Origin of the sequence: Microbacterium resistens (assembly GCF_031456305.1) — a bacterium.
Taxonomy (GTDB): domain Bacteria; phylum Actinomycetota; class Actinomycetes; order Actinomycetales; family Microbacteriaceae; genus Microbacterium; species Microbacterium resistens_A.
This window is the reverse complement of record NZ_JAVDUM010000004.1, coordinates 104,469-131,425: the sequence shown is the minus strand read 5'-3', so window position 1 is coordinate 131,425 and position 26,957 is coordinate 104,469. Positions and strand designations below refer to the sequence as shown.

26 protein-coding genes, 2 tRNA genes and 1 pseudogene are annotated in these 26,957 nt (G+C 69.5%); 11 read left to right on the top strand and 18 right to left on the bottom strand.

Features of this window, described 5'->3' with window-relative positions:
* Window positions 1-338 precede the first annotated feature (338 nt).
* Window positions 339-767, top strand: a complete 429-nt coding sequence (locus J2Y69_RS05985; protein ID WP_310018572.1) for a MarR family winged helix-turn-helix transcriptional regulator — start codon at window positions 339-341, stop codon at window positions 765-767.
* Window positions 768-969: 202 nt separating this feature from the next.
* Window positions 970-1,290: a hypothetical protein gene (locus J2Y69_RS05980; protein WP_310018571.1), complete on the top strand. Its 321-nt coding sequence runs from the start codon at window positions 970-972 to the stop codon at window positions 1,288-1,290.
* A 45-nt stretch (window positions 1,291-1,335) separates the two neighbouring features.
* Here J2Y69_RS05980 and J2Y69_RS05975 read toward each other — a convergent pair whose 3' ends face one another.
* The 9 genes and pseudogenes from J2Y69_RS05975 to J2Y69_RS05940 form a co-directional block, all read right to left on the bottom strand.
* Window positions 1,336-2,070: an ABC transporter permease gene (locus J2Y69_RS05975; protein ID WP_310018569.1), complete on the bottom strand. Its 735-nt coding sequence runs from the start codon at window positions 2,068-2,070 to the stop codon at window positions 1,336-1,338.
* Window positions 2,067-2,858 (bottom strand): ABC transporter ATP-binding protein, encoded by a 792-nt coding sequence (locus tag J2Y69_RS05970; protein ID WP_310018568.1) that lies wholly within the window; start codon window positions 2,856-2,858, stop codon window positions 2,067-2,069. Before J2Y69_RS05970 ends, J2Y69_RS05975 begins: the two co-directional genes overlap by 4 nt.
* A 70-nt stretch (window positions 2,859-2,928) precedes the next feature.
* Entirely contained in the window at window positions 2,929-3,528 is a 600-nt protein-coding gene (locus J2Y69_RS05965) for a TetR/AcrR family transcriptional regulator (RefSeq protein WP_310018566.1), read from the bottom strand.
* Between the two features lie 4 nt (window positions 3,529-3,532).
* Complete coding sequence (locus tag J2Y69_RS05960; RefSeq protein ID WP_310018564.1) at window positions 3,533-5,020, bottom strand: L-serine ammonia-lyase, iron-sulfur-dependent, subunit alpha; 1,488 nt, start codon at window positions 5,018-5,020, stop codon at window positions 3,533-3,535.
* Window positions 5,021-5,067: 47 nt separating this feature from the next.
* Window positions 5,068-5,928, bottom strand: coding sequence for a L,D-transpeptidase (locus J2Y69_RS05955; protein WP_310018562.1), 861 nt, complete (start codon window positions 5,926-5,928; stop codon window positions 5,068-5,070).
* Between the two features lie 120 nt (window positions 5,929-6,048).
* Complete coding sequence (locus J2Y69_RS05950) at window positions 6,049-7,092, bottom strand: prealbumin-like fold domain-containing protein (RefSeq protein WP_396653052.1); 1,044 nt, start codon at window positions 7,090-7,092, stop codon at window positions 6,049-6,051.
* 171 nt (window positions 7,093-7,263) lie between these two features.
* Window positions 7,264-7,602, bottom strand: a pseudogene (locus J2Y69_RS18050) (hypothetical protein); the annotation flags it as partial.
* A gap of 285 nt (window positions 7,603-7,887) precedes the next feature.
* A tRNA-Arg gene (locus tag J2Y69_RS05945) sits at window positions 7,888-7,960 on the bottom strand.
* A gap of 103 nt (window positions 7,961-8,063) precedes the next feature.
* Window positions 8,064-8,681, bottom strand: a complete 618-nt coding sequence (locus J2Y69_RS05940) for an asparagine synthase (RefSeq protein ID WP_310018559.1) — start codon at window positions 8,679-8,681, stop codon at window positions 8,064-8,066.
* Between the two features lie 134 nt (window positions 8,682-8,815).
* Between J2Y69_RS05940 and J2Y69_RS05935 the strand changes: the two genes are divergently transcribed.
* Window positions 8,816-9,676, top strand: a complete 861-nt coding sequence (locus J2Y69_RS05935; RefSeq protein WP_310018557.1) for an SDR family NAD(P)-dependent oxidoreductase — start codon at window positions 8,816-8,818, stop codon at window positions 9,674-9,676.
* A 6-nt stretch (window positions 9,677-9,682) separates the two neighbouring features.
* Here the strand turns inward: J2Y69_RS05935 and J2Y69_RS05930 are convergent, their stop codons facing one another.
* A complete protein-coding gene (locus J2Y69_RS05930) occupies window positions 9,683-10,339 on the bottom strand; it encodes a GntR family transcriptional regulator (protein WP_310018555.1) in 657 nt (218 codons plus the stop codon).
* A 161-nt stretch (window positions 10,340-10,500) separates the two neighbouring features.
* Window positions 10,501-12,912, bottom strand: a complete 2,412-nt coding sequence (locus tag J2Y69_RS05925; protein WP_310018553.1) for an HAD-IC family P-type ATPase — start codon at window positions 12,910-12,912, stop codon at window positions 10,501-10,503.
* 109 nt (window positions 12,913-13,021) lie between these two features.
* Here J2Y69_RS05925 and J2Y69_RS05920 point away from each other — a divergent pair, with 109 nt between their 5' ends.
* The gene (locus J2Y69_RS05920; RefSeq protein WP_310018551.1) at window positions 13,022-14,170 is read left to right on the top strand and encodes an MFS transporter; all 1,149 of its coding nucleotides are present in this window, start codon (window positions 13,022-13,024) and stop codon (window positions 14,168-14,170) included.
* A 52-nt stretch (window positions 14,171-14,222) separates the two neighbouring features.
* Here J2Y69_RS05920 and J2Y69_RS05915 read toward each other — a convergent pair whose 3' ends face one another.
* Window positions 14,223-15,260 carry an acyltransferase family protein gene (locus J2Y69_RS05915; protein ID WP_310018549.1) on the bottom strand — a complete coding sequence of 346 codons (1,038 nt, stop codon included), beginning with the start codon at window positions 15,258-15,260 and terminating at the stop codon, window positions 14,223-14,225.
* Between the two features lie 85 nt (window positions 15,261-15,345).
* Window positions 15,346-15,780 carry a hypothetical protein gene (locus J2Y69_RS05910; RefSeq protein ID WP_310018548.1) on the bottom strand — a complete coding sequence of 145 codons (435 nt, stop codon included), beginning with the start codon at window positions 15,778-15,780 and terminating at the stop codon, window positions 15,346-15,348.
* A 494-nt stretch (window positions 15,781-16,274) separates the two neighbouring features.
* Here J2Y69_RS05910 and J2Y69_RS05905 point away from each other — a divergent pair, with 494 nt between their 5' ends.
* The 5 genes from J2Y69_RS05905 (at window position 16,275) to J2Y69_RS05885 (ending at window position 21,729) form a co-directional block, all read left to right on the top strand.
* Window positions 16,275-17,294 (top strand): 3-oxoacyl-ACP synthase III family protein, encoded by a 1,020-nt coding sequence (locus J2Y69_RS05905; RefSeq protein WP_310018546.1) that lies wholly within the window; start codon window positions 16,275-16,277, stop codon window positions 17,292-17,294.
* A complete protein-coding gene (locus tag J2Y69_RS05900; RefSeq protein ID WP_310018544.1) occupies window positions 17,291-18,058 on the top strand; it encodes a glycosyltransferase family 2 protein in 768 nt (255 codons plus the stop codon). The genes J2Y69_RS05905 and J2Y69_RS05900 overlap by 4 nt, the downstream gene beginning before the upstream one ends.
* A complete protein-coding gene (locus J2Y69_RS05895) occupies window positions 18,055-19,227 on the top strand; it encodes a cytochrome P450 (RefSeq protein WP_310018542.1) in 1,173 nt (390 codons plus the stop codon). The genes J2Y69_RS05900 and J2Y69_RS05895 overlap by 4 nt, the downstream gene beginning before the upstream one ends.
* A complete protein-coding gene (locus J2Y69_RS05890) occupies window positions 19,220-20,758 on the top strand; it encodes a class I adenylate-forming enzyme family protein (RefSeq protein WP_310018539.1) in 1,539 nt (512 codons plus the stop codon). The genes J2Y69_RS05895 and J2Y69_RS05890 overlap by 8 nt, the downstream gene beginning before the upstream one ends.
* A gap of 71 nt (window positions 20,759-20,829) precedes the next feature.
* On the top strand, window positions 20,830-21,729 hold the full coding sequence (locus tag J2Y69_RS05885) for an NAD-dependent epimerase/dehydratase family protein (RefSeq protein ID WP_310018537.1): 900 nt from the start codon (window positions 20,830-20,832) through the stop codon (window positions 21,727-21,729).
* A 168-nt stretch (window positions 21,730-21,897) separates the two neighbouring features.
* Here the strand turns inward: J2Y69_RS05885 and J2Y69_RS05880 are convergent, their stop codons facing one another.
* Both J2Y69_RS05880 and J2Y69_RS05875 read right to left on the bottom strand, forming a co-directional pair.
* Window positions 21,898-22,218, bottom strand: a complete 321-nt coding sequence (locus J2Y69_RS05880) for a hypothetical protein (protein WP_310018534.1) — start codon at window positions 22,216-22,218, stop codon at window positions 21,898-21,900.
* Window positions 22,215-22,454 (bottom strand): addiction module protein, encoded by a 240-nt coding sequence (locus tag J2Y69_RS05875; RefSeq protein WP_310018532.1) that lies wholly within the window; start codon window positions 22,452-22,454, stop codon window positions 22,215-22,217. The genes J2Y69_RS05880 and J2Y69_RS05875 overlap by 4 nt, the downstream gene beginning before the upstream one ends.
* A 64-nt stretch (window positions 22,455-22,518) precedes the next feature.
* On the opposite strand from J2Y69_RS05875, the gene J2Y69_RS05870 reads away from it, so the two are divergent.
* Window positions 22,519-22,902, top strand: coding sequence for a hypothetical protein (locus J2Y69_RS05870; RefSeq protein ID WP_310018530.1), 384 nt, complete (start codon window positions 22,519-22,521; stop codon window positions 22,900-22,902).
* Window positions 22,903-23,226: 324 nt separating this feature from the next.
* On the top strand, window positions 23,227-24,234 hold the full coding sequence (locus J2Y69_RS05865; protein ID WP_310018528.1) for a replication initiator: 1,008 nt from the start codon (window positions 23,227-23,229) through the stop codon (window positions 24,232-24,234).
* A gap of 6 nt (window positions 24,235-24,240) precedes the next feature.
* Here J2Y69_RS05865 and J2Y69_RS05860 read toward each other — a convergent pair whose 3' ends face one another.
* The 3 genes from J2Y69_RS05860 to J2Y69_RS05850 form a co-directional block, all read right to left on the bottom strand.
* Window positions 24,241-24,426 (bottom strand): hypothetical protein, encoded by a 186-nt coding sequence (locus J2Y69_RS05860; RefSeq protein WP_310018526.1) that lies wholly within the window; start codon window positions 24,424-24,426, stop codon window positions 24,241-24,243.
* Window positions 24,427-24,663: 237 nt separating this feature from the next.
* Window positions 24,664-25,872 (bottom strand): toll/interleukin-1 receptor domain-containing protein, encoded by a 1,209-nt coding sequence (locus tag J2Y69_RS05855; protein ID WP_310018524.1) that lies wholly within the window; start codon window positions 25,870-25,872, stop codon window positions 24,664-24,666.
* A gap of 866 nt (window positions 25,873-26,738) precedes the next feature.
* Window positions 26,739-26,830 (bottom strand) — tRNA-Ser (locus J2Y69_RS05850).
* Window positions 26,831-26,957: the final 127 nt, after the last annotated feature.

Sequence of the window (26,957 nt, the reverse complement as noted above, 5' to 3'; positions counted from 1 at the left end):
GATCTCGGGATCAGACATCCAAGGCGCCAGATCCGTGGGGCAGGTCAACCCGTCACCTCTCCGTGCCGCAGGCCCGCATGAGCGAGACGCTCCGACGACTTTCGTGAGATCGGACAGCGACGCCCGAGTCATCCGCCGTGACCAAAACGTTGCATTCGTTACCTGGCCGTTATACAGTGTGAGCACGGTGAATGTTTGCTGTGGCATCCACCGCATGTGATTGCAGGACACTCTTGGTGCAAGGGACAAGGGCCGGCCGGAAGCCTCTCCGACCGGCCCTTACTGCGTCCCGATCGTGGCGCCTCCCCGGCGTCGGAGGCTGCCGGTACTCTGAAAGGATGAGCGACCGGAAGCTGGCCATCGAGGCCTGGGAGAGCCTCTTCCGCGCACAGCACGAGATCTTCATCGAGATGTCGGCCGACTTCGACGGCGCCGGGCTCAGCGCGGCGGAGTACGACGTGCTGCTCACCGTCACCCGCTGCGGCGATCGCACCGTGCGACTGCGCGAGCTCACCGCGAACATGCTCATCAGCCAGCCCAGCGTCTCGCGTCTTGTGGACCGGATGGTCGGCCGCGGACTGCTCACGAAGGGCGTCGACCCCACCGACGGGCGCGGCGCCGTCATCCACGCCACCGACGACGGTGTGCGGAAGTTCCGCCAGCTCGCCACCGTGCACGGCCGCACCATCGCCGAGAAGATGGCGCCCCTCACCGAGGAGGAGCAGCGGACCCTCCGCGCGCTCACCCGCAAGCTCCGCAGCCGCTGAGCAGCCACCGAGCCGCCGACCGGACCTCCCCGGTTGCTGCGGCTGCGCTCCGCGGGTCCGTCGATCGCACGTCGCACACGTCAACCCCCCTCCACAATCGCCCGGGGACGCTCGTTGTCCCCCATGCGCGGAAGACGAAAGATCTCGACCATCGTCCATTGGCACGCTGGAGGCATCGGCGCAGACTGAAAGGGTGATCGAGATGACCGAACCGCAGATCTGGACGATGATCGGCGCCTTCACGGCGCTGATGTTCGGCATGGTCACCATCGTCTCGACGCTGTTCATTCGCGTGCTTCGCACCGAGATCGGCAGCGTCCGTACCGAGCTGCGCGCAGAGATCGGCGGGCTCCGTGCCGAGATGAACGGGCGTTTCGAGGCCGTGAACGGGCGTTTCGAGGCCGTGAACGCACGGTTCGACGCCGTGGACACCCGTTTCGACGCCGTGGACACGAGCATCAACGGGCTGGACCGTGACGTGCAAGCGCTCGTCAAACGCACCTTCGGCCTCGACCGCGAGTAGCTCCGCGCTCGCCGTGCCGATCCAGACCCATCGTGGTCACCGCCGCTACGGGGTCCGGCGACGCAGCGTGAGAGGGGCCAGCACCAGGAACGCCGCGGCGAACGCGGCGACGATGAGCACCGGCCCCCAAAGATCCCACCCGTCTTCCCCGGCGGTGACCGCCTGAATCGCATCGATGGCATGACTGAGCGGCAGCCAGTCCGAGATCGCGTGCAGCACGTCGGGCATCTGATCCCGCGGCATGAACAGCCCGCCCAGGATGATCTGCGGGAACACCAGGACGGGCATGAACTGCACGGCCTGGAACTCGGTCCGCGCGAAGGCGCTCGCCAAGAGCCCGAGGGCGGTGCCCAGAAGCGCATCGACGACCGCCACGAGTCCCAGCCGCCACAGCGGGCCGTCGACGGTGAGCCCGCACACGACGACGGCGAAGGCCACGGTGATCACCGCCTGCAGCACCGCCATGAGACCGAAGGCGAGCGCATAGCCGAGGATGAAGTCCGCCTTGCCGAGGGGCGTCGTCATCAGACGTTCCAGCGTTCCCGAACGGCGCTCCCGGAGCGTGGTGATGGAGGTGAGCAGGAACATCAGGATGAAGGGGAACAGGGCGAGGATCGGCCCGCCGAAGCGGTCGAAGACACCGGTCTGATCCGCGAACAGCCAGGCGAAGAGCCCGGCCAGGAGGCTCGGCGCCACGAGCATCAGGGCGATGGATCGCGGGTCGTGACGCAGCTGGGCGAGCACCCGGCCGGCCGTCGCGAGAGTCCGCCGCACGTTCATCGCCGCCCCTCCGCTCGATGTCCGCGCCTGCCCGGCGCATGCGTGGCCTCGTCGCGGGCGATGAGCGCCAGGAACGCCGCCTCCGGATCGGGTTCGCCGGTGTCGGCCAGCAGCGCCTGCGGCGTCGTCTCGGCGATCGCCCTTCCCGCCCGCATAAGCAGGAGACGATCGCAGCGCGCGGCCTCGTCCATGACATGGCTGGACACGATGAGGGTCGTCCCGTCGTCCGCGATCCTCCGGAACAGCGCCCACAGGTCGGCTCGCAGCACCGGATCGAGCCCTACGGTCGGCTCATCGAGCACGATCAGCTCCGGCGCCCCGAGCAGCGCAAGTCCGAGCGAGACCCGGCTCGTCTGTCCGCCGCTGAGCGATCCGACCGTCTGGCGAGCCTGCTCACCGAGCCCCACCTCCGCGATCACCCGATCCACCTCACGCCGCCCTGCTCCGCCTCGCCCCACTTCGCCTCGCTCCATGCCGAGCACTGCGGCGAGGTACTGCAGGTTCTGCCGGACCGTGAGGTCGCCGTAGACCGCGGAGCCCTGGGTGCCGTAGGCCACCCTCCTCCGCAGCCGCGCGGATCCCGCCGGGGCGCCGAGCACGTCGATGCGGCCCGAGAGGATCCGCTGCACACCGACGATCGAGCGCATCAGCGTGGTCTTCCCGCAGCCCGACGGACCGAGGAGACCCGTGATCGTCCCGCGGGGAATCGTCATGTCCAGCCCGTCGAAGACCGTCGTCCCTCCCCGCCGGACATGCAGTCCCGTCACGGTCACCGCATTATTCATCATGTGATGAATAATGCGGTGCGGACAGACCTCCGTCAAGAGGGTGCGGCATCCCCCATCGGCGGAGCGACGGTCACGCGGGGTCGGCGCCGAAGAGGTACCGCTGGATCGTCGGGCCGACCCGGTCGACGAGCTCGTCGACGGAGGCCTCCGCCAGGCCGGGCAGACGGAGGACGTAGCGGGCGATGAGCATTCCGGCGATCTGCGAGCCCACCAGGGTCGCGCGCAGCTCCGCATCGGGAGCGTCGAGCGTCCGGGAGATCCGCGGGAGCAGCTCGCGCGAGAGGAAGCCGGCCAGGAGCGGCGTCGTCGCCCGCCCGCCCACTGCGGAGCGGAGCAGCATGACCCCGCGCTTGCGCACCTCGGGCCGCTCGAACGACTCCAGCACGTAGCGCACGATCCGCTCCCCCGCCTCCTCACGCGGGCCACGCAGGATGAGCGGGACCTCCACGTCCGGACGCAGCGGGAAACCCGCCGCCTCCGCGAAGAGGTCGGCCTTCGTCCCGAAGTAGTGATGGACGAGCGCGGAGTCCACGCCCGCGCCCGTCGCGATGGCGCGGATGGTCGCCGCGTCGTAGCCCTTCTCGCCGAACTCGTGCACGGCCGCCGCGACGATCCGGTCCCGCGCCCCGGTCTCCCCCCGTGGGCGACCTCGACGGCGGACGGCGGTCATGCGATCAGCACTCGATGACGTTGACAGCGAGACCGCCCTCGCTGGTCTCCTTGTACTTCGTCGACATGTCCAGTCCCGTCTGACGCATGGTCTCGACGACGGCGTCCAGCGAGACATAGTGCGAGCCGTCGCCACGGAGAGCGAGGCGCGCGGCGGTTACCGCGGTCGACGCCGCGATCGCGTTCCGCTCGATGCACGGGATCTGCACGAGCCCGCCGATCGGATCGCAGGTGAGCCCGAGGTGATGCTCCATCGCGATCTCGGCGGCGTTCTCGATCTGACGGTTCGTCCCGCCCATGACGGCGGTCAGCCCGCCCGCCGCCATCGCGCAGGCCGAGCCGACCTCCGCCTGGCATCCGCCCTCGGCTCCGGAGATCGACGCGTTCGCCTTGAACAGGGATCCGAGGGCCGTCGCGGTCAGCAGGAACCGTCGGATGCCGCGTCGCCGGTTCGCCTCCGCGGTCACGGAATCGTCGTCCGGCTCGACGTCCACCGACGTGCCGTCGAAACCGAGCAGGGCGCTGCCCACCAGCTCGCCGTACGGCGTGACCGCGTTGCCCGCGCCGAGGCCGGAGTCGGCCAGGAAGCGCCACCAGTACATCGCCACGGCGGGGAGGATCCCGGCCGCACCGTTCGTCGGCGCCGTGACCACACGGCCGCCCGCCGCGTTCTCCTCGTTCACGGCGAGCGCGAACGCGCCCAGCCATTCTCCGGGGAGCTCACGATGCCCGTCCGCCTCGGTGGACTCCAACTGGCCGCGGATCACGGCGGCCCGGCGCTTGACCTTGAGGATGCCGGGCAGCGTACCTTCCGCATGCAGCCCCGCCTCCACGCATCCGGACATCGCATCCCAGATCGCATCGAGCCCGGCGGCCACCTCCTCCTCGGAGCGGACGGCCGTCTCGTTGCGACGCGCGAGCTCCGCGATGGTCAGGCCGTGCTCGTCGCAGAGCTCCAGGAGCGTCGCGGCATCGCGGTAGGAGAACGGGTGCTCGTGCCCGCCCAGCTTCGTCTCCTCGCCGTCCCGCCGGATGAAGCCGCCGCCGACGGAGTAGTAGGTCTCCTCGGTGACGACATCGCCGGCCTCGTCGAGGGCACGCAGCGTCATGGCGTTCGGGTGGCCGGGAAGGCGCGTCCTCGGCTCGAAGACGATGTCCTCTTTCGCGAACGGGATCCGGTGGGTGCCGTCGAGGGCGAGCAAGGAGCCGTCCCCCCAGTCGGTCCATGCACGGCGCACATCCGCCGGATCGCAGGTCTCCGGCGTCAGCGCCTGAAGCCCGGCCACGACGGCGTCCGGCGTCCCGTGACCGATGCCCGTCGCGCCCAGAGAGCCGTAGAGCGAGCAGGTGACGCGTGCGGTCCGCTCCAGGAGCCCGCCGCCTCGCAGTCGTCTCCCGAAGTCGAGACCGGCCCGCATCGGGCCGACGGTATGGGAGCTCGACGGCCCCACTCCGATGGAGAAGAGGTCGAAGGCCGAGACGTACGCTGTCACGATCCCAGGCTACGCCGTCGTCGGGTCGATGGTCGCGTCCGCATCGCTCACTCCGTGATCGTGACCGGCGTGCCCAGAGGCAGGGCGTTCACGGCCGCGATCGCTTCGGCGGAGAGACGGACGCACCCGTGGCTGATCGCCCCGGAGTTCGTGGGGTCGTAGTGGATACCGATCAACCCGCCGTCCGATCCCCCGTACGGCTCATCGGCGGCCGTGGAGTGAAGGGTCGAGAGCTGGATGGGGTACTCGGTCTGGCCCTGCGCGGGGTCGAGATAGCGCGCCTGGAGGTAGCCCGTGACACCCGTCGGGGTCGGGGTATCCTCGGCACCGATGCCCACGGGGAACTCGGCCACCGATCCGTCCGGCGCCGTGACGGTGAGCGTCTGCGCGCCCTCCGCGATGACGACGCGCGAGGTGACGGCGGCGGCGGCCTGGACGGCCTCCTGCCGCACCCAGCCCGACGTCTGCGCCGGAGAGTCCGCCGCCTGCGACGGAAGGGTCTTGCGCGCGGGGGTGAGGATCTCGCTCCACCCGTCGGCCGTCGTCCGGAGGACGAACACCGTGGTCGGCTCGTAGAGGAAGTTCTCGCCAGCGAGCCAGGCAACAGGGCTCCCGCCCTCTTCGGCCGAGATCGGCGTGTTCTCCGCGAGGGCGCCGACCTGTGCCGCTGCGAGGTCGATCTCCGCAGGTGCGGCAGGCAACGCGGGGATGACGGCGTCGTACCGCGCCTCGGGCAGCGCGGCGAGCGCAGCATCCGAGAGCGCCGTCGGCGCCGTGGACTCCTGCGGCGCCGTCGACGCGGACGCAGATGGCCGTTCCGCCGAGGGCGGCGATGAGGCTCCGAACCCGCCTTGGGCGCCGATGACAATCACCACCGCACACGCGATGACGGCGATGATTCCCGCCACGATCAGGACAATTCGCTTCGTGCGACGACGCATCTCAACCCCCGGAGACTTCTTGCAAGAAAAGGGTGGTGGCGCTCCGACTCGCGGAACGCCACCACCCGTGACTGATCAGCTACAGCGTCAGCCGGAGACGACCGGCAGGTGCGGTGCCGGCTTCGGAGCCACGGTCGGCTTCGGAGTCGGGGCCACAGTCGGCTTCGGCGTGACCGTCGGCTTCGGCGTCACAGTCGGCGTCGGCTTCGGCGTCGGGGTGACGGTCGGCGTCGGCTTCGGAGTCGGCGTCACAGTCGGCGTCGGCGTCGGGGTCGGAGTGACCGTCGGAGTCGGCGTCGGCGTGGGCGTGACCGTCGGAGTCGGCGTCGGGGTCGGCGTGGGAGTCGGGGTCGGCGTCGGCGTGGGAGTCGGCGTGGGAGTCGGCGTCGGCGTGGGAGTCGGCGTGACCTTCTTCACGTTCACCACGTCACCGAAGGACTGCGTCATGCCACCGGAGGCGATGGTCACGGTGAAGGACTTGCTGCTCTTCTCGTAACCGGCAGGCGCCTTCGTCTCCGTCAGGGTGTAGGTACCCTTCGAGAGCTGAGCGACGCTGATCTCGCCAGCAGCGGGATCCTGATCGAGAGGGCCGTTGTCGACGATCGACTCCGAGTACCCGTTGGGACCGGCGAGCGTGAACTCCGCGCCGCCCAGGGGCTTGCCCTTCTCATCGACCTTGCTCCAGGAAGCCGCGCCGAGGAGTCCGGCGCCGCCGCCGCCGGTGCCGTTGTAGACGTGCTCCAGGACGTAGTTCTTCTCGCCCACCGCAGCAGTGTTGGCGAGCTTCGTCCCGTTGACGACCGTGTCGTCCGGAACCATCGTGTACGACACGAAGAACGCCTGATCGATCGAGTCGCGGACCACGCCCTTCTTGAAGGTCACGGTGAAGCTGGGCACGGCGTCGTCGTACGTGAGCACGTAGTCCGCCGGATCGAGCTCAACGAGATTGCCGATCGTTCCCGTGTTCGGGTCACGATCGCGGGTCCCGATCGAGATGGTCGGGCGCTGCAGGATCGTGCGAGCGTCGTAGGAGTCGACGACAGCGAACCCCTCCTTGACGAGAAGCTCGCCGGGGAGCGCATAGGTGTAGTCGATGCTGCCATCGAGGTTGCTGCGGTAGCTCTTGTACAGCCGATCCGGGAGGCCGCTCCCTCGCGGGAGGATCTCGGTGTTGGTGTGCAGAGGCTTGCCCGTGCCGGTCGTCCAGTCAAGACCAGCGCCCTCGGTGATGACCTGACCGATGACGGGGAACGCGAACGTCCCGCTGACCCCCGAGTGGGACTGCACGTAGTCGGTGAAGGTGCAGACCGCGGACTTCGCCACGACGGCGCAGTCGGCGATCTTCGCGCCGGCCTTGTCCCGCAGGACGAAAGTGGACGGCTGGCCTTCGACCTTGTCCCCGAACGCGATCGTCATCGTGTCGCCGGCCTTCGCGCCGTCGGGCACCACATAGGTTCCCTCGACCGAGATCGACTGCGCCCGAAGCACTTCGGCGGGATGCGTGGACAGGCCGGTGATGGCGTCCACTTCGGCGGCCTGAGCCGCGGCCGCACCGGCGACGGTGAGGCCTGCCCCGGCGATGAGCGCCGCGGCGATGGTTGCGAGCGCGCGGAATCCCCGGCGCTCAGAATGAATCTTCATAGATCCCCCCAGATCTGAGCTGCGCGCCTCCCCAGTTGACGGCGCGAATTTCCTGATCATGACATGGCGTCACGATTCCGCGACCAGGCCCCGGCCTCACCCCGGGATTGCGGGAACCTGGCGTAGGGGAACCCACATAGTCGAGGGCTATGTTCGGAGACGGTGACCGGATCAGGGGAGGGGACATGGATCGAGGCCGGGAGGACGAAGGCTGTCCATCGGGGAGCAACGACGAAGTCCCCGTCGCTTCCGCGACGGGGACTCGTCTACTGTCTCAACACAGTGTGCGCCTCGAGGGACTCGAACCCCCAACCTTCTGATCCGTAGTCAGATGCTCTATCCATTGAGCTAGAGGCGCATACCCACTCGCGCGGGCCTCGTCAACGATACCCCAAGTTCGGCGCGCAAAGCGAATCGGGGCGAGCCCGATCGGCCGCCCGAGAGAACGGGGCAACGGCGGGCTACTTCGCCTTCTTCTCCCTCTTCTCCCCTTTTCCGCCGTCCTTGGCGAGCGCCCGTTCGGCCTTCTGGATGCGCTTGCGCCGCGACCGCTGCTCCGATGCGAGCGCCTGGAGGTCGACGAGGCGCAGGGCCTGCATCCGTGCCTCGCGCATCGTGTCGTAGTCCGGGTCCTGGTCCGCGCGCATCCCCTCCACCTGGAGGCGGCGCTGCAGGTTGCCTGCGACGTCGCCCCAGGCCGCCCTCCGCGCCTGCTCGACGAGCTCGCGGAGCGCCGGTGTGTTCTCCGCCAGGTCCTGCAAGCGCTGGGCGACGCCGGCGGACTGCTTGGCGCGGCGCTTGAGGTTGCGCACATCGCGGTCGCGGTAGTCGTGGGTGCCCGCGGGGTCGGAGTACCGGCCGTGAGCCCGCTTGCGGAGACGAGTGACCAGCTGCGAGGCCTCCTCCGACTCCGCGGCGAGCACGAGGAGCGCGTCGCGGGCGTCCTGCACGTAGCGGCCGGCGTCGAACGAGCCGCCCTGCGCGATGGTCCCCACGAGGATGTGGTTCTTCACCGCCAGGCGCGCCGCCGAGGTCGCGATGGCGACGCCTTCGGCGATGGCATCCGCACTCCGTCCCACCGCTACCTCCTCTTGTGTCGAGGGTACCGTTTCCGGCCCGTCCCGTCGTGGGCGACAATGGAGTCCACGTCGCAGGCACCGGCCCCGCGGCGACGCGACGACGCGTGACCCGAGCGCGTCGAGGGAGGACCCCCATGCGACGTCTCAACCCCGCAGGCTCCACGAGCGCGATCACGGGAGCCGCCAGCGGGATGGGGGCGGAGGTTGCCCGCAACCTCGCCGCGCGGGGCGCAGGCCTCGCGCTCATCGATCGTGACGCCGACGGCCTCGCCCGTCTCGCCGCCGAGCTCGCCTCGACCCGTCCCGGCCTCGCGGTCACGACCCACGTGGTCGACCTGCGCGACGACGAGGCCGTCGCCGCCGTCACCGCCGAGGTCGTCGCCGCGCACCCCCGGATCCAGACGCTCATCACCTGCGCCGGCTCCTCGATGCTCGGCTCCCTCGACCAGCTCACGATGGAGGAGATGCGCTGGCTGATGGATGTGAACCTGTGGGGCACGGTGTCGGTCACCCGCGGGCTGCTGCCCGCCCTCCGCCGCGCGCCCGCCGCCCACATCGCGCACCTCGCCAGCGTCTATGCGCTCGCCTCGCCCGCCGGCCGGATCCCCTACGCCATGAGCAAGTTCGCCGTCCGCGCGTTCTCGGAGGCGCTGCGGCACGAGCTGGAGGGCTCGACGGTCACCGTCGGCGCGGTCTATCCGGCGGGCGTGCGGACCGGCATCATCCTGCACGGTCGCTACGCCGCCGCCATCGACCCGGAGGTCGCGGCCAGGGCCGCCGCCGCACAGGCCGCGATGTACCACACCGCCCCCGCGGACGCGGCGGAGCTGATCGTGCAGGGCGTGCTCCGCCGGCGGGCGCGGACGATGGTCGGACGCGAGGCCCGGCTGATCGACGCGCTCGTGAGGCTCGCCCCCGTCCGGTACTGGGCGGCGATGCGTGGCCCGCTGCGCGAGGCGGTCGACACCACGACGCCGATGCGCCGGGCCCGCTGAGCGCCTTCAGCCGACCGCGCGACTGCGCTCCGCCAGACGACGCAGCGCCTCCTGGCGACCGGAGTCGAGATGCCGGGGCACCTCGACGCGCAACAGCTCGGTGTCGCGGCGCGCGATGGCGTCGAACAGCGTCCGATGCTGCTCGGCCATCCCGAGCAGGTCGTCGTGCTGCCCGAAAAGCCAGCGCAGGCGCGTCACCAGCCCGAAGAGCAGCTCGTTCAGCATGGAGTTGTCGGCCAGGCGCGCGACGATGACGTGGAACTCCCCCGCCGCGTCCTGCGCCCTGACCTCGTCGTCCGCCTCGGCCCCGGCGAACTCCTCATCGAGCGCCGCACGGAGCATCGCGAGCCCCGCCTCGTCGTGCCGCTCGGCGGCGAGCAGGAACACCAGGGTCTCGACGGCCTCGCGCACCTCACTGAACTCCTGGATGTCCTGAGCGGTGAACTCCCGCACGACCGCCCACGACCGGGGCCGCGCGACGACGACGCCCTCCGCGACCAGCATCCGGATCGCCTCACGGACCGGCAGCCTGCTGACCTCGAGCTCGGCCGCGATGTCCCGTTCGACGAGACGCGAGCCCGGCGCACGATCGCCGTGCAGGATCTCCGCGCGCAGCACGCGCGCCACGCGAACCGACTCCAGCTCGTTCTCGCCTCCTGTCATGCCCCCATCATGGCATCGCGGGGCGGCACGCCATCGGGAGATCCGACCGGAAGAAATCAAGACGATCGTCACACCGGACCGAGCAGCGCGTACAAAGCTCCCGGATACGGGCGACTCTGGCTATGACCGGAGTGCCCCGCGAGGTGTGACAGCCCTCCCGCTCAGGCCGCGGAACGGACGGCGCTCGCGGCCCGTCGACGCTCCAGCGCACGCCGTACCGCCTGGATCGCCCAGCGGGCGAGGAAGCGCACGGCGATCCCCGCCGCCCCGAACCCGCAGGCGATGAGCACGGCCAGCGGGTCGTGGAGGTCGACGGTGAACACCCTCTCGCCCAGCGGCGTGAGGAGGACCGTGAGCATCGCCGCCACCATCAGGCCGACCAGCAGCACCTTCCACGGACGATACGGACGGGCGACGGTGAACAACACGAAGAACGCGACGATGACGAGGGCGAGGAAGGCCGTCGAGGCAGTGAGGACATGTTCGGCCTCCCCGACGCCGAACACCGCGCGCGCGGTGAGGTAGGCGCCGTAGGAGGCGAGCGCGGCACCGATGCCGCCAGGGACCGCGGCGTCGAGCACGCGACGGACGAACCCGCCCTCGGCGCGCGCGGCGTTCGGCGCGAGCGCGAGGAAGAACGCGGGGATCCCGATCGTGAACCAGGCGATGAGCGTCACATGGCGCGGCAGGAAGGGGAAGGGCACCGCCGTGACGGCGACGAGGAAGGCGAGCAGGATCGAGTAGAGCGTCTTGGTGAGGAACAGCGTCGCCACCCGCTCGATGTTGCCGATGACGCGGCGCCCCTCGGCCACCACGTGCGGGAGGGTGGCGAAGGAGTTGTCCAGCAGCACGATCCGCGACACCGCTCTGGCCGCCGGCGACCCCGAGCCCATCGCCACGCCGACATCGGAGTCCTTGAGGGCGAGCACGTCGTTCACGCCGTCGCCGGTCATGGCGACCACGCGCCCCTCGCCCTGCAGCGAGTGCACCATCGCTCGCTTCTGGGACGGGGTCACCCGGCCGAACGACGAGTGGTCGCGCACCTCGCCCTCGAAGTCCGCCGCATCGGGATCGAGCGTTCGCGCGTCCACCGCGCCGCGGCCGTTCGGGACGCCGACGGCCGCGGCGATGGCCCCGACTGCGGCGGAGTTGTCGCCGGAGATGACCTTGATGTCCACGCCCTGCTCGGCGAAGTACGCGATGGCCCCCGGCGCCTCCTCGCGCAGGCGCTGGTCGAGGACCACCAGCGCCACGGCCGTCAGTCCCTCCGGAAGCCCCTCGGAAGGCAGCGCCGCTCCGGTGCGGGCGAGCGCGAGCACCCGCAGCCCCTCCACCGCCAGCAGGTCCGACCGGACGCGGGCGTCGTCGCCCTCGGCGAGCAGGACGTCGGGTGCCCCGAGCACCCAGGCGCCTGCGCCCCTGGTCTGCACCGCCGCCCATTTGCGAGCCGAGGAGAACGCGACCGAGCGCACGGACGGCAGCGGCTCCGCCTCGCCGACGTGCTCCAGGATCGCCGCCATGCTGCTGTTGGGCTTGCCCTCGGCGCGGCCGATCGTGGCCAGCACCGCGTCGATGTCGCCGTCCGCGATCGTCTCGATCCGTCCGACCCGCATCCCGTCCTCGGTGAGGGTCCCGGTCTTGTCGGTGCAGACGACGTCCACCCTCGCAAGCTGCTCGATGGCGGGGAGGTCCTGGACGAGGCAGTTCCGCCGTCCGAGACGCACGACTCCCACCGCCATCGCGACGCTCGTCATCAGCACGAGGCCCTCCGGCACCATCGGCACCAGCGCCGCGACCAGCCCGCGCACCGCGTCGCGCCACTCCAGCTGGTTCCCCCAGATCTGGTTCACGATCGTGAGCACGCCGACCGGGATCAGCAGCCAGGTGACGTACTTCAGGATCGTGTCGATGCCGGCGCGCAGCTGCGACGGGGGCTTGCGGAACTGCGAGGCCTCCTTGGCGAGCTTGCTGGCGTAGGCGTGCTCGCCGACCGCCGTCGCCTGGAAACGGGCGGAGCCGGCGGCGACGAAGCTTCCCGACATCACGGGGGATCCCGGGTGTCCGAGCACCGGCTCGGACTCACCGGTGAGCAGGGACTCGTCGACCTCGAACCCGACCGCGTCGATCACGATGCCGTCGACCGGGACCTGATCCCCGGATGCCACCAGCACCACGTCGTCGAGCACGATGCCCTCGACGGGGATCTCGCGGACCCCCTCCGCACGCTCCACCCTGGCCGGAGCCTTGCTCAGCAGGGCGAGACGGTCAAGAGTCCTCTTGGCCCGCACCTCCTGCACCATGCCGACCACGCTGTTGACGATGATCAGGAGCGCGAACAGGCCGTCGATCAGATACCCGGTGCCGAGGATCAGCAGGAAGAGCACGAAGTAGATCGCGTTCACGCGCGTGAAGGCATTGGCCCGGAAGATCTCGCCGAAGCTCCGGCTGGTGTGCAACTCCTCGGCGTTCACCTCGCCCCGCGCGACCCGCTCCGCGACCTCGGCCGCCGTCAGCGGCACGCCCCTCGGCACCGCGGGATCCTCATGCTGCGTCGTTCCGACAGGCGTGGGCATGCCCACATCCTCTCAGGTCGTCCTCTCACCCCGCCGGGCGACCGCGGTTCCGAGGAGACGCCACGCCCGCGTGTCCGGCACGGCGCCCGCAGGGCGACAGAATGGACCGGTGCGCCCTCTCGCCGCCCATCCCTGGGCCGGACTGTACGTCCTCGCCTTCGCCGTGCTCGGCGCGATCACCACCGAGGTCGTGCCGATCGGTCTCGTCCCCGAGATCGTGACCGCGTTCGGCGTCGACGAGGCGGGCGCGGGCTCCCTGATCTCCCTGTACGCGATCCTCGTCGCGGTCACCGCCGTCCCGCTGACACGGCTCACAGCCCGTGCGCCCCGCAAGCCCCTCCTCCTGGTGACGCTCGCGGTGTTCACGCTCTCGAACACGCTCGCCGCCCTGGCGCCGACCTTCGCCTGGCTCATGGCCGCCAGAGCCATCGGCGGCGTGGCCCACGCCCTCTTCTTCGCCATCTCGATCGGCTACGCCTCCCGCATCGCCCCGAAGGGGCAGACCGGGCGCGCCATGGCCCTGGTCGCGACGGGCGTCTCCGCCGGTCTGATCCTCGGGGTCCCCGCGGGCACGGCGCTCGCCGAGGCCGTGGGCTGGCGCCTGGCCTTCGCTGTGCTGGCGGTCCTCGTGACGCTCGCCGGGATCGCCGCGAGCGTGCTGCTCCCGCCGGTCTCGCACGACGTCTCTGCCGGGCGGACGCTCGTCCCCGGCGGGGGACGGATGCTGCTCATCGCCGGCCTCTCCGGCGCCGCGTTCCTCGGCTACTACACGCTCTACACGTACGTGAGCCCGCTTCTCCTGGCCGCCGGGCTTCCACCGGTGTGGCTCAGCGCCGTGCTGGTCGGGATCGGCGCGACGGGGCTCGTCGGGATCCGCATCGCCGCGCCGAGGCTGGACCATCACCCCTACGGGTGGATGGTGGCGGTGCCCGCGGCGATCGCCGTGGCGCAGCTGGGCGTCGCTCTCGCCTTCCCGCACCTCGCGCTCGTGCTGGTCGCGGCCGCGCTGTGGACGGCGGCCTTCGGCCCGGTCAACTCGACGTATCAGAACACGCTGGTCCGAGCAGGGCGCGAGGGACCGGAGATGGCTGGCGCCTGGATCAACGTGCTCTCCAACGCCGGGATCGCAGGCGGCTCCGCGCTCGGCGGGGTGCTCGTGACGGGACCCGGCTATGCGGCCGCCGGCCTCGTCGGGGCCGGCATCGTCCTCGGCGCCCTGCTGGTGACCCTCGTCGCCCGGCGGCTTCTGACGTTCTGACCGTCGCCACGAAGACCTGCGTCCCGACGCACCGCCGGGACGCGTCCGACGATCAGCCGGCCTCGGGAACGGAGCGGCCCGCCAGCGCACGGGGCCGGGTGAGCGCGCGACGGAGTCGGGCCTGCATCGGGAGGAAGCCGAAGTGCAGCGCCGCCGCGAGGGCGAAGGTGAGCACGTACGCGGGGATGGCCACCACGATCCGCGATGTCCCGAACAGGATCGCAAGCCCTGCGAGGAACAGCATGTGGACCAGATAGACCTCGTACGAGATCTTGCCGATGAAGACCATGGGACGCGATTCGAGCACGCGCTGGAGAAGGGCTCGACGGGGGCCGTTCACCGCGAACACGGTCGCGACGGCGCTGGCGGCGGCGAGCGGGTACGCGGCGTCCGCGACGGCGGGGATGGTCGAGGTCACAGCGGCGGCGGCGAGGGAGACGACGGCCGCGGCCCCGAGCCATCGTGCGTCCCCGCGGGCTCTCGTCTCAGCGATGATCAGGGCGATTCCGCAGCCGACGGCGATGCCGCCGGCACGGAGGTAGCCGGTCCCCGTCGGGACGACGATCTGCGCGATGTACAGCAGCGATCCTCCCCCGATCGCGAGAGCGGCGATCGTCTTCCAGGTGAGCCCGAGCTTGACCATGAGGAGGAAGACGATCGGCCAGAGCAGGTAGAAGTACTCCTCGACCGCGAGCGTCCAGAGGTGCCCGTAGTACAGCGGATCGCCGACGAGGGCGGTGGAGAACGGCGTGAGGTAGAACGCCGCCGCAGTGGAGTCGACGGCGAGACGCGAGGCGTCCATTCCGAGGAGGAGCGCGATGGGGATCGTGATGATGATCGTGGCGAACAACGACGGGACGAGGCGGATGGCGCGCTTGCCGTAGAAGATGCCGAGACGGATCCTCGACGTGCCCTGCACCTCCGCCCACAGCAGCGTCGTGATCAGGAATCCGGACAGGACGAAGAAGACGTCGACGCCGAACCCGCCGGGAACGGTGAACGGCTTCGCGCCGTGCATGATGAGCACGAAGACGATCGCCACCGCCCGAAGGCCGTCGAGAGCCGGCATGTAGGTGAGGGGTCGTGCCACGAAGAGGACCGTAACACCACGCGGCGGATCTCACCATGCCCGGAGGACGCAGAGACGTCGATCGCCGTCTCCGGGTCGGCAGGGCCTATTCGCCTCTCGCCGCCGCGCTCTCCGGATGGTGCAGATGCAGGCCGGGATAGCTCAGCGTGAGCCGTCGGCAGAGCTCGTCGACCGGCCGGTGCCCTGCCCCTCCGATCCAGACGGTGAACGGGAGGACGCCGCGATGCCCGGGCTCGGGGAGCCACTCGTCCGCCCACGCGCGGAGCGCGGCGGCCAGCACGTCCCCCGGCCCCGGCAGGCGACCGTCCACGGCGGGGGCGAGATCCTGGCGCAGCCAGAACGGGACGAGCCGGGCGGGCCCGGGCCAGCCCAGGACCCGCGACGGCCCGGTGCCTTCGAGGAAGACCTGACCGTAGCTGTCCTCGGGGAGCGCGGCGACCAGCCGGTTGACGAAGGGCGCGTCGCTGCTCACCCCCGCCAGGACGAAATGATCGCCGTATCCGGGATGCGGATTCGCCATCGGCCTCTCTCCTCTCGATCGGTGGAGTCAACTTAGGGTAGCCTTGCCTAAATTCTACACACTCCCATCCCGCACGTAATCCGACATTCTGCGAGGACAACGCGGCACCGACGGCCCGTACTTCGGCCATGACACCTGCTCTCGTGACGCCCGGGCTCCCCATCGGACGGATGTCGCAATTCATCGACGGGTCTGTCGCGATCTGGGCTGGTCGGGGTCGCCCGCATCCCGCAGGATTCACTCACGGACGCATTTCGGGCGAGACCCTTCATTTGGGGATGATGAGGTCGCCATCGGTCGAGATGTCGCCTTCGTCCGTCTGCTGGGGGCAGGCGGACGAGGACCTCGGCCCTTGAGGGGCGCGGGGTTCCGTCCTACCCGGAAGCCGCCTCGTCCCGAGGCGACGGGACGAGGCCGGTATATGTTGGTCGAGTGTTCCGCGGGGCTCGCACACGCGACGGCTCTCATGAGCGGCCATGATTGGAGTCGCCTGGATGATGGTCGCAGCCCGAAGCCCCTCCGCGGCACGGATCGCCGGGCTCGGCGTCCACCTCCCCCCGCATGTCCGGCACACCCATGAGACGGAGCGGGCGCTGCGCCGGGCCAGCGGCCTGCCGCTGCCGACCGGGCTCATCGCGAGGATGACCGGCGTGGAGTCCGTGCACGTCGCGACGGATCTGGATGCGTCCGACCTCGCCGTCGAGGCCGCGCGCGCCGCGCTCGCGGAGTCCCCCGGCGACGTCGACCTGCTGATCTTTGCCTCCGCGTCGCAGGATCTCATCGAGCCGGCGACGTCCCACATCGTCTCGGCGAAGCTCGGGCTGGACGGCGTGCCCGTGCTCGACGTGAAGAACGCATGCAACTCGGTCCTGAACGGCCTCCAGGTCGCCGAGGCGCTCATCCGCGCCGGCCAGTACGAGCGCGTGCTCGTCGCCTCGGGCGAGAAGCCGTCCTCCGCGGTGCGATGGGCGATCCGCGACCGCGCGGAGTTCATGCGGTCCTTCCCCGGCTTCACGATGAGCGACGGCGGCGCTGCGATCGTCCTGGAGCGCACCGACGATCCGGCCAGGGGCATCCTCGCGCAGTCGTTCCACGCCGAGTCGCAGCACTGGAACATCGGGACGCTGCCCGCCGGCGGGACGATGCGGCCGCGCGACCTCGAGGCCACGTACTTCGACATGGACGGGCACGCCCTGCGCGCGGCCTTCATGGCGCTCGGTCCCGACCCCGTCCACCGCTTCCTGCGGAAGCACGGGTGGACATGGGACGACTTCGACTTCGTCGCGATCCACCAGGTGTCCGCCCCGTTCCTCCCTCCCGTCTTCGAGGGGCTGGGCGTGCCGATGGACCGCAGCATCGTCACCGTCACCGACCACGGCAACCTCGCCTCGGCCACCCTCCCCCTGCAGATCCAGCTGGCGCGTCAGCGCGGACTCGTCGCCGCGGGCAGTCTCCTTCTCCTCATCGGCCTCGCCGGCGGCATCAGCCTCGGACTGACGGCGGTGCGGCTGTGAGTCTCGCGGTGGTCGTCCCGGTCTATCAGGAGGCCGGAGGGATCGGCGCGACGCTGCGGGCGCTCGCGGCGCAGCACGACCTCGACTTCGACGCATGGTTCGTCGACAACGGCTCCACGGACGGCTCCGCCGCCGTCATCGAGGACTTCGCCCGCGCGGCCGGCCTGTCGCGCTGGCACGTCATCGCGGAACCCCAGAAGGGCACCGGTGCCGCGGCCGACACCGGGATGCGCGCCGCGATCGCCGCGGGCGCGACGATGCTCGGTCGCACCGACGCCGACGCGCTCCCCGCGCCGGAGTGGACGGCACGGCTGCGTCGCGCCCTGTCCAGACGGCCCTCCGGGCTCGGCATCGACCTCGTCTGCGGCGAGATGCGACCGCGCGCCGACGAGGGTCTGAGCATCGGACGCCGCGCCGCGCTCCAGGTCGCCGCGTACGTCGCCGAGGTGTTCGGGCTGCTGCGCCCGAGCAACTACGGCGCCGGCTTGCACGGGCCGTATCTCGTCCTGCCCGGCTGCAACATGGGCGTCACCGCTGCGCTGTACGAGGCGTGCGGCGGCTTCACCCGCACCTCGATCGAGGAGCAGCACGAGGACCGCGCGCTGTTCATGGCGGCCCGGCGCATCCCCGGCTCGGTGATCCGCCGCCGGTTCGACGTCGTGGCGGGCATCTCGTCGCGCCGCGTGCGCGCCTGGGGGCTGTGGAACACGCTCATGTGGTACCGCGATCACTCCTACCGCGGCGAGACGGTCGACATCCGATGATGGCGCGCACGCCGGTCTTCACGCTCGCCCAGCGGCATGAGCACGACCTCATGCGTGCCGCGCATCCGATGACCTATCAGGCCGTGCTCCGCGTGCGGGCGCCGATCCGCCGCATCCCCGCCGCACGAGTGGTGGTCGTGAAGGACCCGGCTCTGGTCCGCGAGGCGCTCACCGAGACGGACCGGTTCAGCAAGACGGGGCCGGGAGGGTCCGCCGAGCTGTGGACGCCGATGATCGGGCCGAGCGGGCTGCTCAACATGGACGGCGACGCGCATCGTCGACTGCGACGACAGCTCGCGCCGCTGTTCTCCCCGGCCTTCACCGCGCAGCTCGCCGCGGAGGCGCTCGTGCCGCTCGTGGACGAGTTCCACGAGACGCTGGCGGCGGGACGCCGCGTCGACGTCGCCCGGTGGGCACGGCGGCTCTCGAGCACGACGGTGTCGCGTCTGATCGGGTTCGAGCAGACGCTCGACGATCAGGAGCTGTTCCGCCGGGCGAGCGAGATCACCGGCTTCGCCTCGGCGTTGCGGCGCACTCTGCGCCCACGGCAGCTGACGAAGGCGCGGGCCATCGTGGCGGAGATCACCGCGCACGCCGAGGACGCCTATCGCCGGGGCGACGAGGCCACCGTTCCGGGGCGGATGCGCGCGCTCGGACTGGACCTGGAGGACATGCGCGGTGTCATCACGGCGCTCGTGATCGCCGGCACCGAGACGCTCTCCTCCCTTCTCCCCCGTCTCACCGCGATCCTCGTCGACACCGGCTGGCTGACGCGGCTCGCCGCCGACCCCGGGCTGACCGATGCCGTGGTCGCGGAGGGTTTGCGCATCACGACCCCGTCGCCGGTCACGTTGCGGGCCGTCACACGGGAGACGACGCTGGGCGGCGTGCCCGTGCGCAGCGGCGACCGGCTCCTCCTGGTCACCTTCGCCGCGAACCGCTCGGCGGGCGAGCTGTTCGACCCGTCCGACTCTCCCGCGGCGTCGCTGAAGCAGCTGTGGTTCGGCGCCGGACCGCACTTCTGCATCGGCGCGCCGCTCGCGATGGCGGAGATCCGCATCGGGCTCGCCGCGATCGCCGCACATCCGGGCCTGCGGATCGTGTCACGGACGCCCTCGACGCGCGTCCTCGTCCCCGCGTACCGATCGCTGGAGGTCGAGGATGCCTGATCTCGTCGGATCGGTGCTCGACACCGCCGCCTCCCTCGGACCGCAGAAGGCGATCACCGTGGGACGGCGGACCCTTACGTACGACGAGCTCGGCGAGCGGGTCACCCGCACGATCGCCGGTCTGCGCGAGGCCGGTCTCGCACCCGGCGACCGCGTCGTGTTCAGCATCCGCCCCGGGATCGACTCCATCGTCCTCGCCCTCGCGATCGCCGGCGCGGGCGGGGCGGCGATGTTCTCCGACCCCGGCGTCGGCCTCGAGCTCTTCCAGGCCCGGGTGCGGACGGCGGGTCCGCGCTGGGTCGCCGCGGAGCCGCTGCTGTACGCGCTCTCGCACACGCGGATCGGTCGCCGTCTCGGGGTGACGCTTCCCCGCTACGCCGAGCTCGCGCCTCCCCGCCACCATCTGCGTGCCGGGCCCTGGCTGCCCGGCACGCCGTTCGGCGCACGCTCCCTGCGCGCGCTGCGGCGTGCGGATGCCTCGAACGGCACGCTGCACCCGGATCAGGGGCTCCCCGCGGTCATCACGTTCACCTCGGGGACCACCGGGTCACCCAAGGGCGTCGTCCACTCCCGCGCCTCCCTCGGCGCGGGGCTCAGCGCATTCGCCGACATCGCTCGGATCCAGCCTGGTCAGACGCTCCTCACCGATCAGCTGATGATCGGCATCCCTGCCCTCATCGCCGGCGCGCACTGGCAGTTCCCGGCGGCGGGGCTCGACCCCGCAGCCCGCCCGGGGCGCTATCTGGGGATGCTCCAGGACGCCGATCTGTTCTATGCGGTGCCCGCCGCGATGCGCGACCTCCTCGACCTGCTCGAGCGCGAGGGCCGCCGCATCGAGCGGACGACCCTCGTGGCGACCGGGGCGGCGCCCGTGCTCGCTCCGCTCCTGCGCCGGATCGACGACCGTTTCCCGAACGCGCGCATCCTCAGCGTGTACGGCATGACCGAGATCCTCCCGGTCGCAGTGGCCGACGGTCATGAGAAGCTCGCGAGGACGACGCCGGGCGACTGGGCCGGCAGACTCGTCGGCGACGTCCGCGCGCGCACCGACGACGACGAGCTCGTCCTGCGCGGCCCGCACCAGATGACCGGATACCTCGGACAGGACGACGCCACCGAGGTGCGCACCGGGGATCTGGCGCGGCTCACCGAGGACGGCGTCGTGCTGATGGGACGCCGGAAGGACATGTTCATCCGCTGCGACACGAACATCTACCCCGGCCTCTACGAGCCGACGATCGCCGCGCTGCCCGGCGTCCGCGACACGGCGATGGCCGGCATAGCGGACGACATCGGCGACGACCGGATCGTGCTCGCGGTCGTGCCGGACGCCGGATACGACGGACCGCCCGATGCGCAGCATCCGCTCGCCCGCGAGGTCGCGCGGGCGCTCCCGTCCCTCATCGACGCCGCGGCCCTCCCCGACCTGGTCGCCGTCGTCCCCGCGCTCCCCCTGTCCGGACGCAGCCGCAAGCTCGACCGCGGGGAGCTCGCCCTGCTGCTGCAGCCTCTCCTCACGGCGACTCGATGAGGATCGCGGTGACCGAGATGTCCCGATGACCGGGGCGACTCGATGACGGGGGCGACTCGATGAGGATCGCGGTGACCGGCGCGTCCGGGTTCGTGGGCGGCGCGGTCGCGGATGCACTCGCCGCGGACGGGCACGACGTCGTCGGGTTCGGCCGTCGCGCGAACGGCTGGTCGCATCCCGGTGGCGAGTACCGCGTCTGGGACCTCCCCTCGGCCGAGGCCCCCGCCGACGCGGGCACGTTCCACGCCGTCGTGCACTGTGCCGGTCTCGCCGATGACCATGTGCCCGTGCAGGAGTCGATGCGTGTCAACGTCGGCGGCACCGTCGCGGTCGCGGAGGCGTTCGCCCACGCCCGCCTCGTGCACGTCTCCAGCTCCTCGGTGTACGACATGCGTCACCCCTCGGTCCGCGCGCACGAGGACCGCGGCCCGGCACGCCGCCATCTGAACGGCTACTCGCTGTCCAAGGCCCTCGCCGAGGAGGCGCTCCGCGGCCGGGACGCCGTCATCCTCCGCCCCCACGCCGTATACGGCCCCGGCGACGCGACGCTCCTGCCCCGGCTAGAGGCCGCGGTGCGTCGCGGACGTCTCGTCCTCCCCCGCGGCGGCCGCGTGCTGCACTCGCTCACGGGCATCGGGAACCTGGTCGACGCCGTCCGGCTCGGGCTGGACGGCGTCCCCGGCACCTACAACGTCACGGACGCATCCCCCGTCCTCCTCCGCGAGTTCATCGCCGAGGCGCTGCGCCTGCGCGGCCGCGACGTCCGGGTCACCGGCGTGCCGTTCCCGGTGGCGTATGCCGCGGGCGCCGCCGCGGACGCCGCGCACCGCGTCATCGGCGTGGATCCGATGCTCAGCCGCTACCGCGTCGCGCAGCTCGGTCGCGAGCGCACCTACGACCTCGGCAACGCCCAGCGCGGACTCGGCTACCGCCCTGCGGACGCGTCGCTGGAGGGCGCAGAGGGTTGGTGAGCGGGCTCCTGCCGATGCGGGGCCCAAGGACGAGGACCTGTCGGTCATGGCATCGGGAGTTCCTCACGCCTCACGCTCATCACCCGCCAGAATCGGTCCGTGACGGCATCCTCGAGAGGCTCGGGGTCGCCTGGGGGTGCACTGGCGCACGTTCCTGACAGCGGCCGGTCAGTCGTTCAGGCGGTGCATCCAGTAGCCCGGCCGCCGCGCCTCGGGAGCGTAGGCGAGCACGAACACCTCTCCCTCGCGGACGGTGTAGATCAGGTTGTACGGGAACTTGCCGAGATGCCAGGTGCGGATCATCGGATCGCGCCGCCGACCACGGTACGGTGGCGGCGCGTCCGGCCACTGGAGGATCAGCTCAGCGGCGGACTCGGCCACGTCAGCGAACTCGTCGCCGAGCTTGCCGTCCTCGATCCCCAGGTAGCGATCGTGGGTGTCAAGGAACTCCTCACGAGCCTCGGGGTGCTCGTGCCAGTCGAGCGTCACTTGCGCCGCGCGGCTGACCGAGCCCGAGCGATAGCGATCGTCTCCCGGCCGCTGACCGGCGTGACCTTGCCGCTCACCAGTTCGTCAAGGCGCCGGTCGATCGTCTCGTCCCAGGCGGCGTCGATCTCGGCCTGCTCTACCTCATCGACATGCTGGAGTGCGAGCGCGGCGACCTCGCGCTCGTCGGCATCGAGGGCTTTGCCTGCCTCGATGTAGTCCGCCAGCTTCGGAGTCACGCGTCCAGTGTACGGCGGTAGGGCGACATCGGCCAGGAACGCACGACCCTCTTAGTCTGTGAACATGACCCGCACGACCTCTGATCGCATTCGCTCTGCGGTCCAGGTCGTCTGGATCGCAGGATTCCTCATTGGCACGGCAAGCCACATTCTCGATCTGATTGCGGGCGGTACCGACACCTACGGAGGGTTCCCGCCTGCGCTGCGTGCGTTCTGGCTCTCGCTGACCGTCCTCGATCCGCTGACGGCACTGCTGGTCCTGCTTCGGAAGCGAGCAGGCATCATCCTGGCCATCGTCGTGATGCTCACCGACATTGCCGTGAACTGGACCGTCTTCTTCACCATCGGCGGCAATCCCCTGTTCGGCGTCGTGAACCAAACCTTGTTCGCTGTCGTCCTGCTCGCCACCGCCCCCGCTCTGTGGAAATGGTTCCGCGCCATTCAGTAGCAGAGGCGTCGGCGGCCACAGGCGTAGGCCGAGCGCCGCCTTCTACGGCTCGGCCCGCCGCTGGATGCTCTGTGTCGCGCGTCCCATAAGTGCAGGTGGCGTTGCTCGCAGCAACGCATCGCGGATGCCAACAGGGGCAGCGTGGCGGTGCCCTCGATGGCCTGTCCCGCGCGCGGCGAACCCGAACGAGATTCCCGCATGCACGCGCTGTTTCAGCGTGCCGAGATAGCTCCGCCCCCCTGACGCTCCCCTGGTCCCGACCGCGCTGGCGATGGACCCTCTCGACGTTGACCGCGAGTTCTATGACCTCATTCGAGCCCGCTATTGCTCCCGTACGAAGCGAAGCCCGGCGTCTGGATGCGCTGCGGAAGCCGCCTGAAGGATCAGTGCGAGAGTTGCGCCGAGCTGTTCCGTGGCGACTGGGCAGCCATCGCGCGCTCAGGCATCTTCGACGAGGACAAGAACGTCGTCCCCTGCTACCGCTATGCCTTCCTCACTCTCACCGCCCCATCATTCGGCAAGGTGGATGAGACGGGAGCGGCGCTCGATCCTGCGACCTACGACTATCTCGGCCAGGTCACCTGGAACTACGCATCCTCTGCGCTCTGGCGCGCGGCGTTGCACCGTCTGCACCGACAGTTCGCGGAGCTGGCGTACTTCGCCGTGGTCGAAGCCCAGCGCCGGGCGTGCGGCATTATCACGTTATCCTCCGCATCCCAGGGGCGAGACACCCGCGTTCGCGGAGATGATCGGATCCTTCGCTCGTCGCGCGACGACTCAGTATCGAGGCTTGGTGATCGAGTGGAGCACACAAGTCGATTGCCGGTACACCGCTGGGCGAACCGACGACGAACGCGCCGAGATGGCTCAGACCGTCTGGTACATCTCGAAGGCATTAACTACGCGCTGAAGTCAGTTGACGAAGCCGATCTGGACCGCGATTCTAGCGACGGCCTATCCGCACACATGGTTCACCCGCGAACCCTCGCGGACGCCGCCCGCAATCGCCTATGTCGTCCTCGCTGCCCAGACGACAACCCGCGCAACTGCGCGGCTCCTGCTCATCGCAACTTCGGTTCTTCATCGCGGGACGTGACGTGCAGCCGGGGCTCGAAGAACCGGCCTGCGTGGTCGTTCAGCGGCCTTAGTCGCACCCGTCAGCGTGAAGAACGCACCGCGTGGATACGTGCCGAGGTCGCCGCTGGTCGTCGTGAGAAGCGTGATGGGATGTCAGAGCAAGACCTCCGCGCCGCCGAGTGGATCAGAGCTAACAAGCACATACGCCGAGAACCGCGCCCTGCGGAAGAGCCGTGTGCAGGTCGAGCCCCGTGAGGTTGATCAGCCGAGGCCGACCTCCTTCGCGTCCAGGACGTCGCGATCCGGCCACTCTGCACGACGATGAGCCACCTCGCTCGGCCCGATCTCCACACTCAATCCGCGGCCACGGAGGAACATCTCGCGGTCCTCGTCCGAGAGCGTGTCCGCGGAGAAGTTCGTTGCAGCCCCGCCAGCTCGCTGCATCATGACTCCATCCTCACCGGCCACCAGCCACCTGTCGAGGCAAAGCGTCGTTCCACGGCGCGCGGCAGCCTGGCATCATGGAGATGGCCACCTCGGAGGGAGAAGTCGTGCACACAACACCATTCCGGCAGCTCGAAACCGAAGCCCTCGCGCGGATGTCTCCTGAAGAGCGGGCCGAGTTCGATGCTGGTATGGGACTGGCTGAGCGAGACCTCCGCCAGGCCGAAGCTGCCTACGCGATCACTGGCCTCCCACCGACTCCCACTCTTCGATGATGGCGAAACCATCTACCATGTTGCGGACAGCGGTCTCGTAGCGGCGAAGGACCGGGCGGAGGTCACGACTCAGTTTCGCGTTGTTTCGCGCTGCGTCGGCGGCGCTCTCGAGACCCTTCATAGCGTCCCGTGAAGTCTGAACGAGTGTGCTCAAGTTTTTCTGCAGTATGGCCTTTGCCGCGTGCGTTTCATCATCCGTTGAGAGCTCAGTCAACTCGAAAAGGGCGCGAATCGTAACATCAAGGCGCAGCAGACCTGAAGAGTACTCTTTGGATAGACGTTCCAGCTCCAACAATTCTGGTTCCACATCTGTCGCAAGTTCGCGCGCGGCTAGCAATTTTCTAGCGAATGCATCCGGGCGACTATTCGCTTGGTTCATTCGTTCTGTCGCGGCCTGGAACTTCGCATTGAATTGCTCTGTCGCGGGCGTCAACTTGCTCAGAGTGGCCGTCCAGGACTCCATCGCAGGCTGCGCGTCTGCTACCAGGTCCAGCAACCCTGGGGAGTCGTCTTCTTCTTCCTCGGAGTGCGCGGGAACTATCTCGACGCTCGGGGAAACCGAAGTGGGCAAAGTCTGAGTGGTGCCTGATACCGACTCATCGCCGCCTGTCCGAGGCGGAACTTCTTGAGAGCTGAGCGCCCCGGAGGATGGCGTGGCCCCAGCACCCGACTCCAAACTCGTCGCCAGCGTGGCAAGTCTCGCAGCGAGTCGATTGACTGCAATGCGGTGTTCGGCCGAGTGCTCGTCAAGTAGCCTCATCCCATCCCACGATTCGTACTGCATACTCGCCGCTACCGCTTTGAGCTCGTCGGCGCTCTGCTCGGTGAGATCGACGACGGGGATATATCTAATAGACATAAGCAACTGCTGCAGCCCCAGCGCCTTCGCCGACCGAACGAACTGAGACATCTCTTTGCGGCACTCATCACGGAGAAAGTATGTCGGCGTGAGGATAGGGATGAAGAACGAAGTTTCCTGGAGCGCCTCCTCCAACTTCTGACGAAAGTCATCACCCCACGCGATCTTCGAGCGATCAGTGAAAATCTTGATAGTTGTTCCCGTAAGCAACTCGTACTCGCCGCGAACGAGTTCCACCAAACGCAGGATTCGATCGTTCTCACGTTCGTTGTCAGCGTGCGCGTAGCTCCAGAACGCCTTGGCCGTCGTTTCCATGCGATCACCATATCCGGTGACGGCATGCCTGGGAGGCCTGGGGAGCATGAGCAACGACCACAAAGCGGGTCGCGCCGTTGCCGGGAGCGCCCGGGCCGCAGCGTAGCGAGGACCGGACGCTCCGCAGTGCGGCGGCGCGACCCACTCTTCGGCCGGCCTTGATCCTGTATCGGAGATCGTGCCGCGCAGGAGCGCCGCGATCTCAAAGTCCGGTTCGTCTTATGCGCTCACTCAATTGCTTCGACTTCGTTGGCGGCATCCGTCACCGTCAGCACCCGTCCATCAGGTGCGACGAGCGCCCAGGTATATCCGTAGCGCTTGAACCTCTCGTTCCGCACCAACTCGCAGCTGTTCGGGCCTCTGATCGCGCTTACTCGGTCGCCCGCAGCTTTAGCGCTAAGACAGTCTCGGCACCGCCGTCGACGACCGCCAGCAGCGAAGCTGTGGGTCGGGAAAGGGCGCGCCGGAAGCGGCCTGCCGCAGTCCGGACACTCTTTCGGGTCATGAACGTGCGGACGGCTACCTGTCGACGAGCGCGACCGGCCTGCAGCTGCGCGGGAACTACTTCCGCCGCTCCCGTCGCCTGGACAACCACTTCACCGGATCACACGAGCCACGATCTGCGGCACTACGCGGCCAGCACGTGGCTTCGTCAGGGCATCCCGATCAACCAGGTTGGGCGACGATCCGCGCACCGTTCTGAAGGTCTACGCGCACGTTCTCGGCGAGGCACAGGACATCGAAGCGCTGCGCCGCCTGAACACGCCGCTCCCCTCACACTCCCCTGAGAACGCATCCGAACACGATACGCGGAGAGGAGGAAGGCCGGAAGAGTCTGAGAAAACAGCCTCTGACCAGGTGATAAATGGCGGAGACGGAGGGATTTGAACCCTCGGTCCCCTTGCGAGGACTCCACCTTAGCAGGGTGGTGCACTAGGCCTGACTATGCGACGTCTCCCCGCACTCGAGCCCGGGGGCCGAACGCGTCATGCCATCCTAACCGCTCCCGGGGCACCGTGCGAAACCGGCCGTCGGCGGTCTTCGTCCGTCCGTGATCGGCGCCGAGGCGTCACCCGATCACAGGC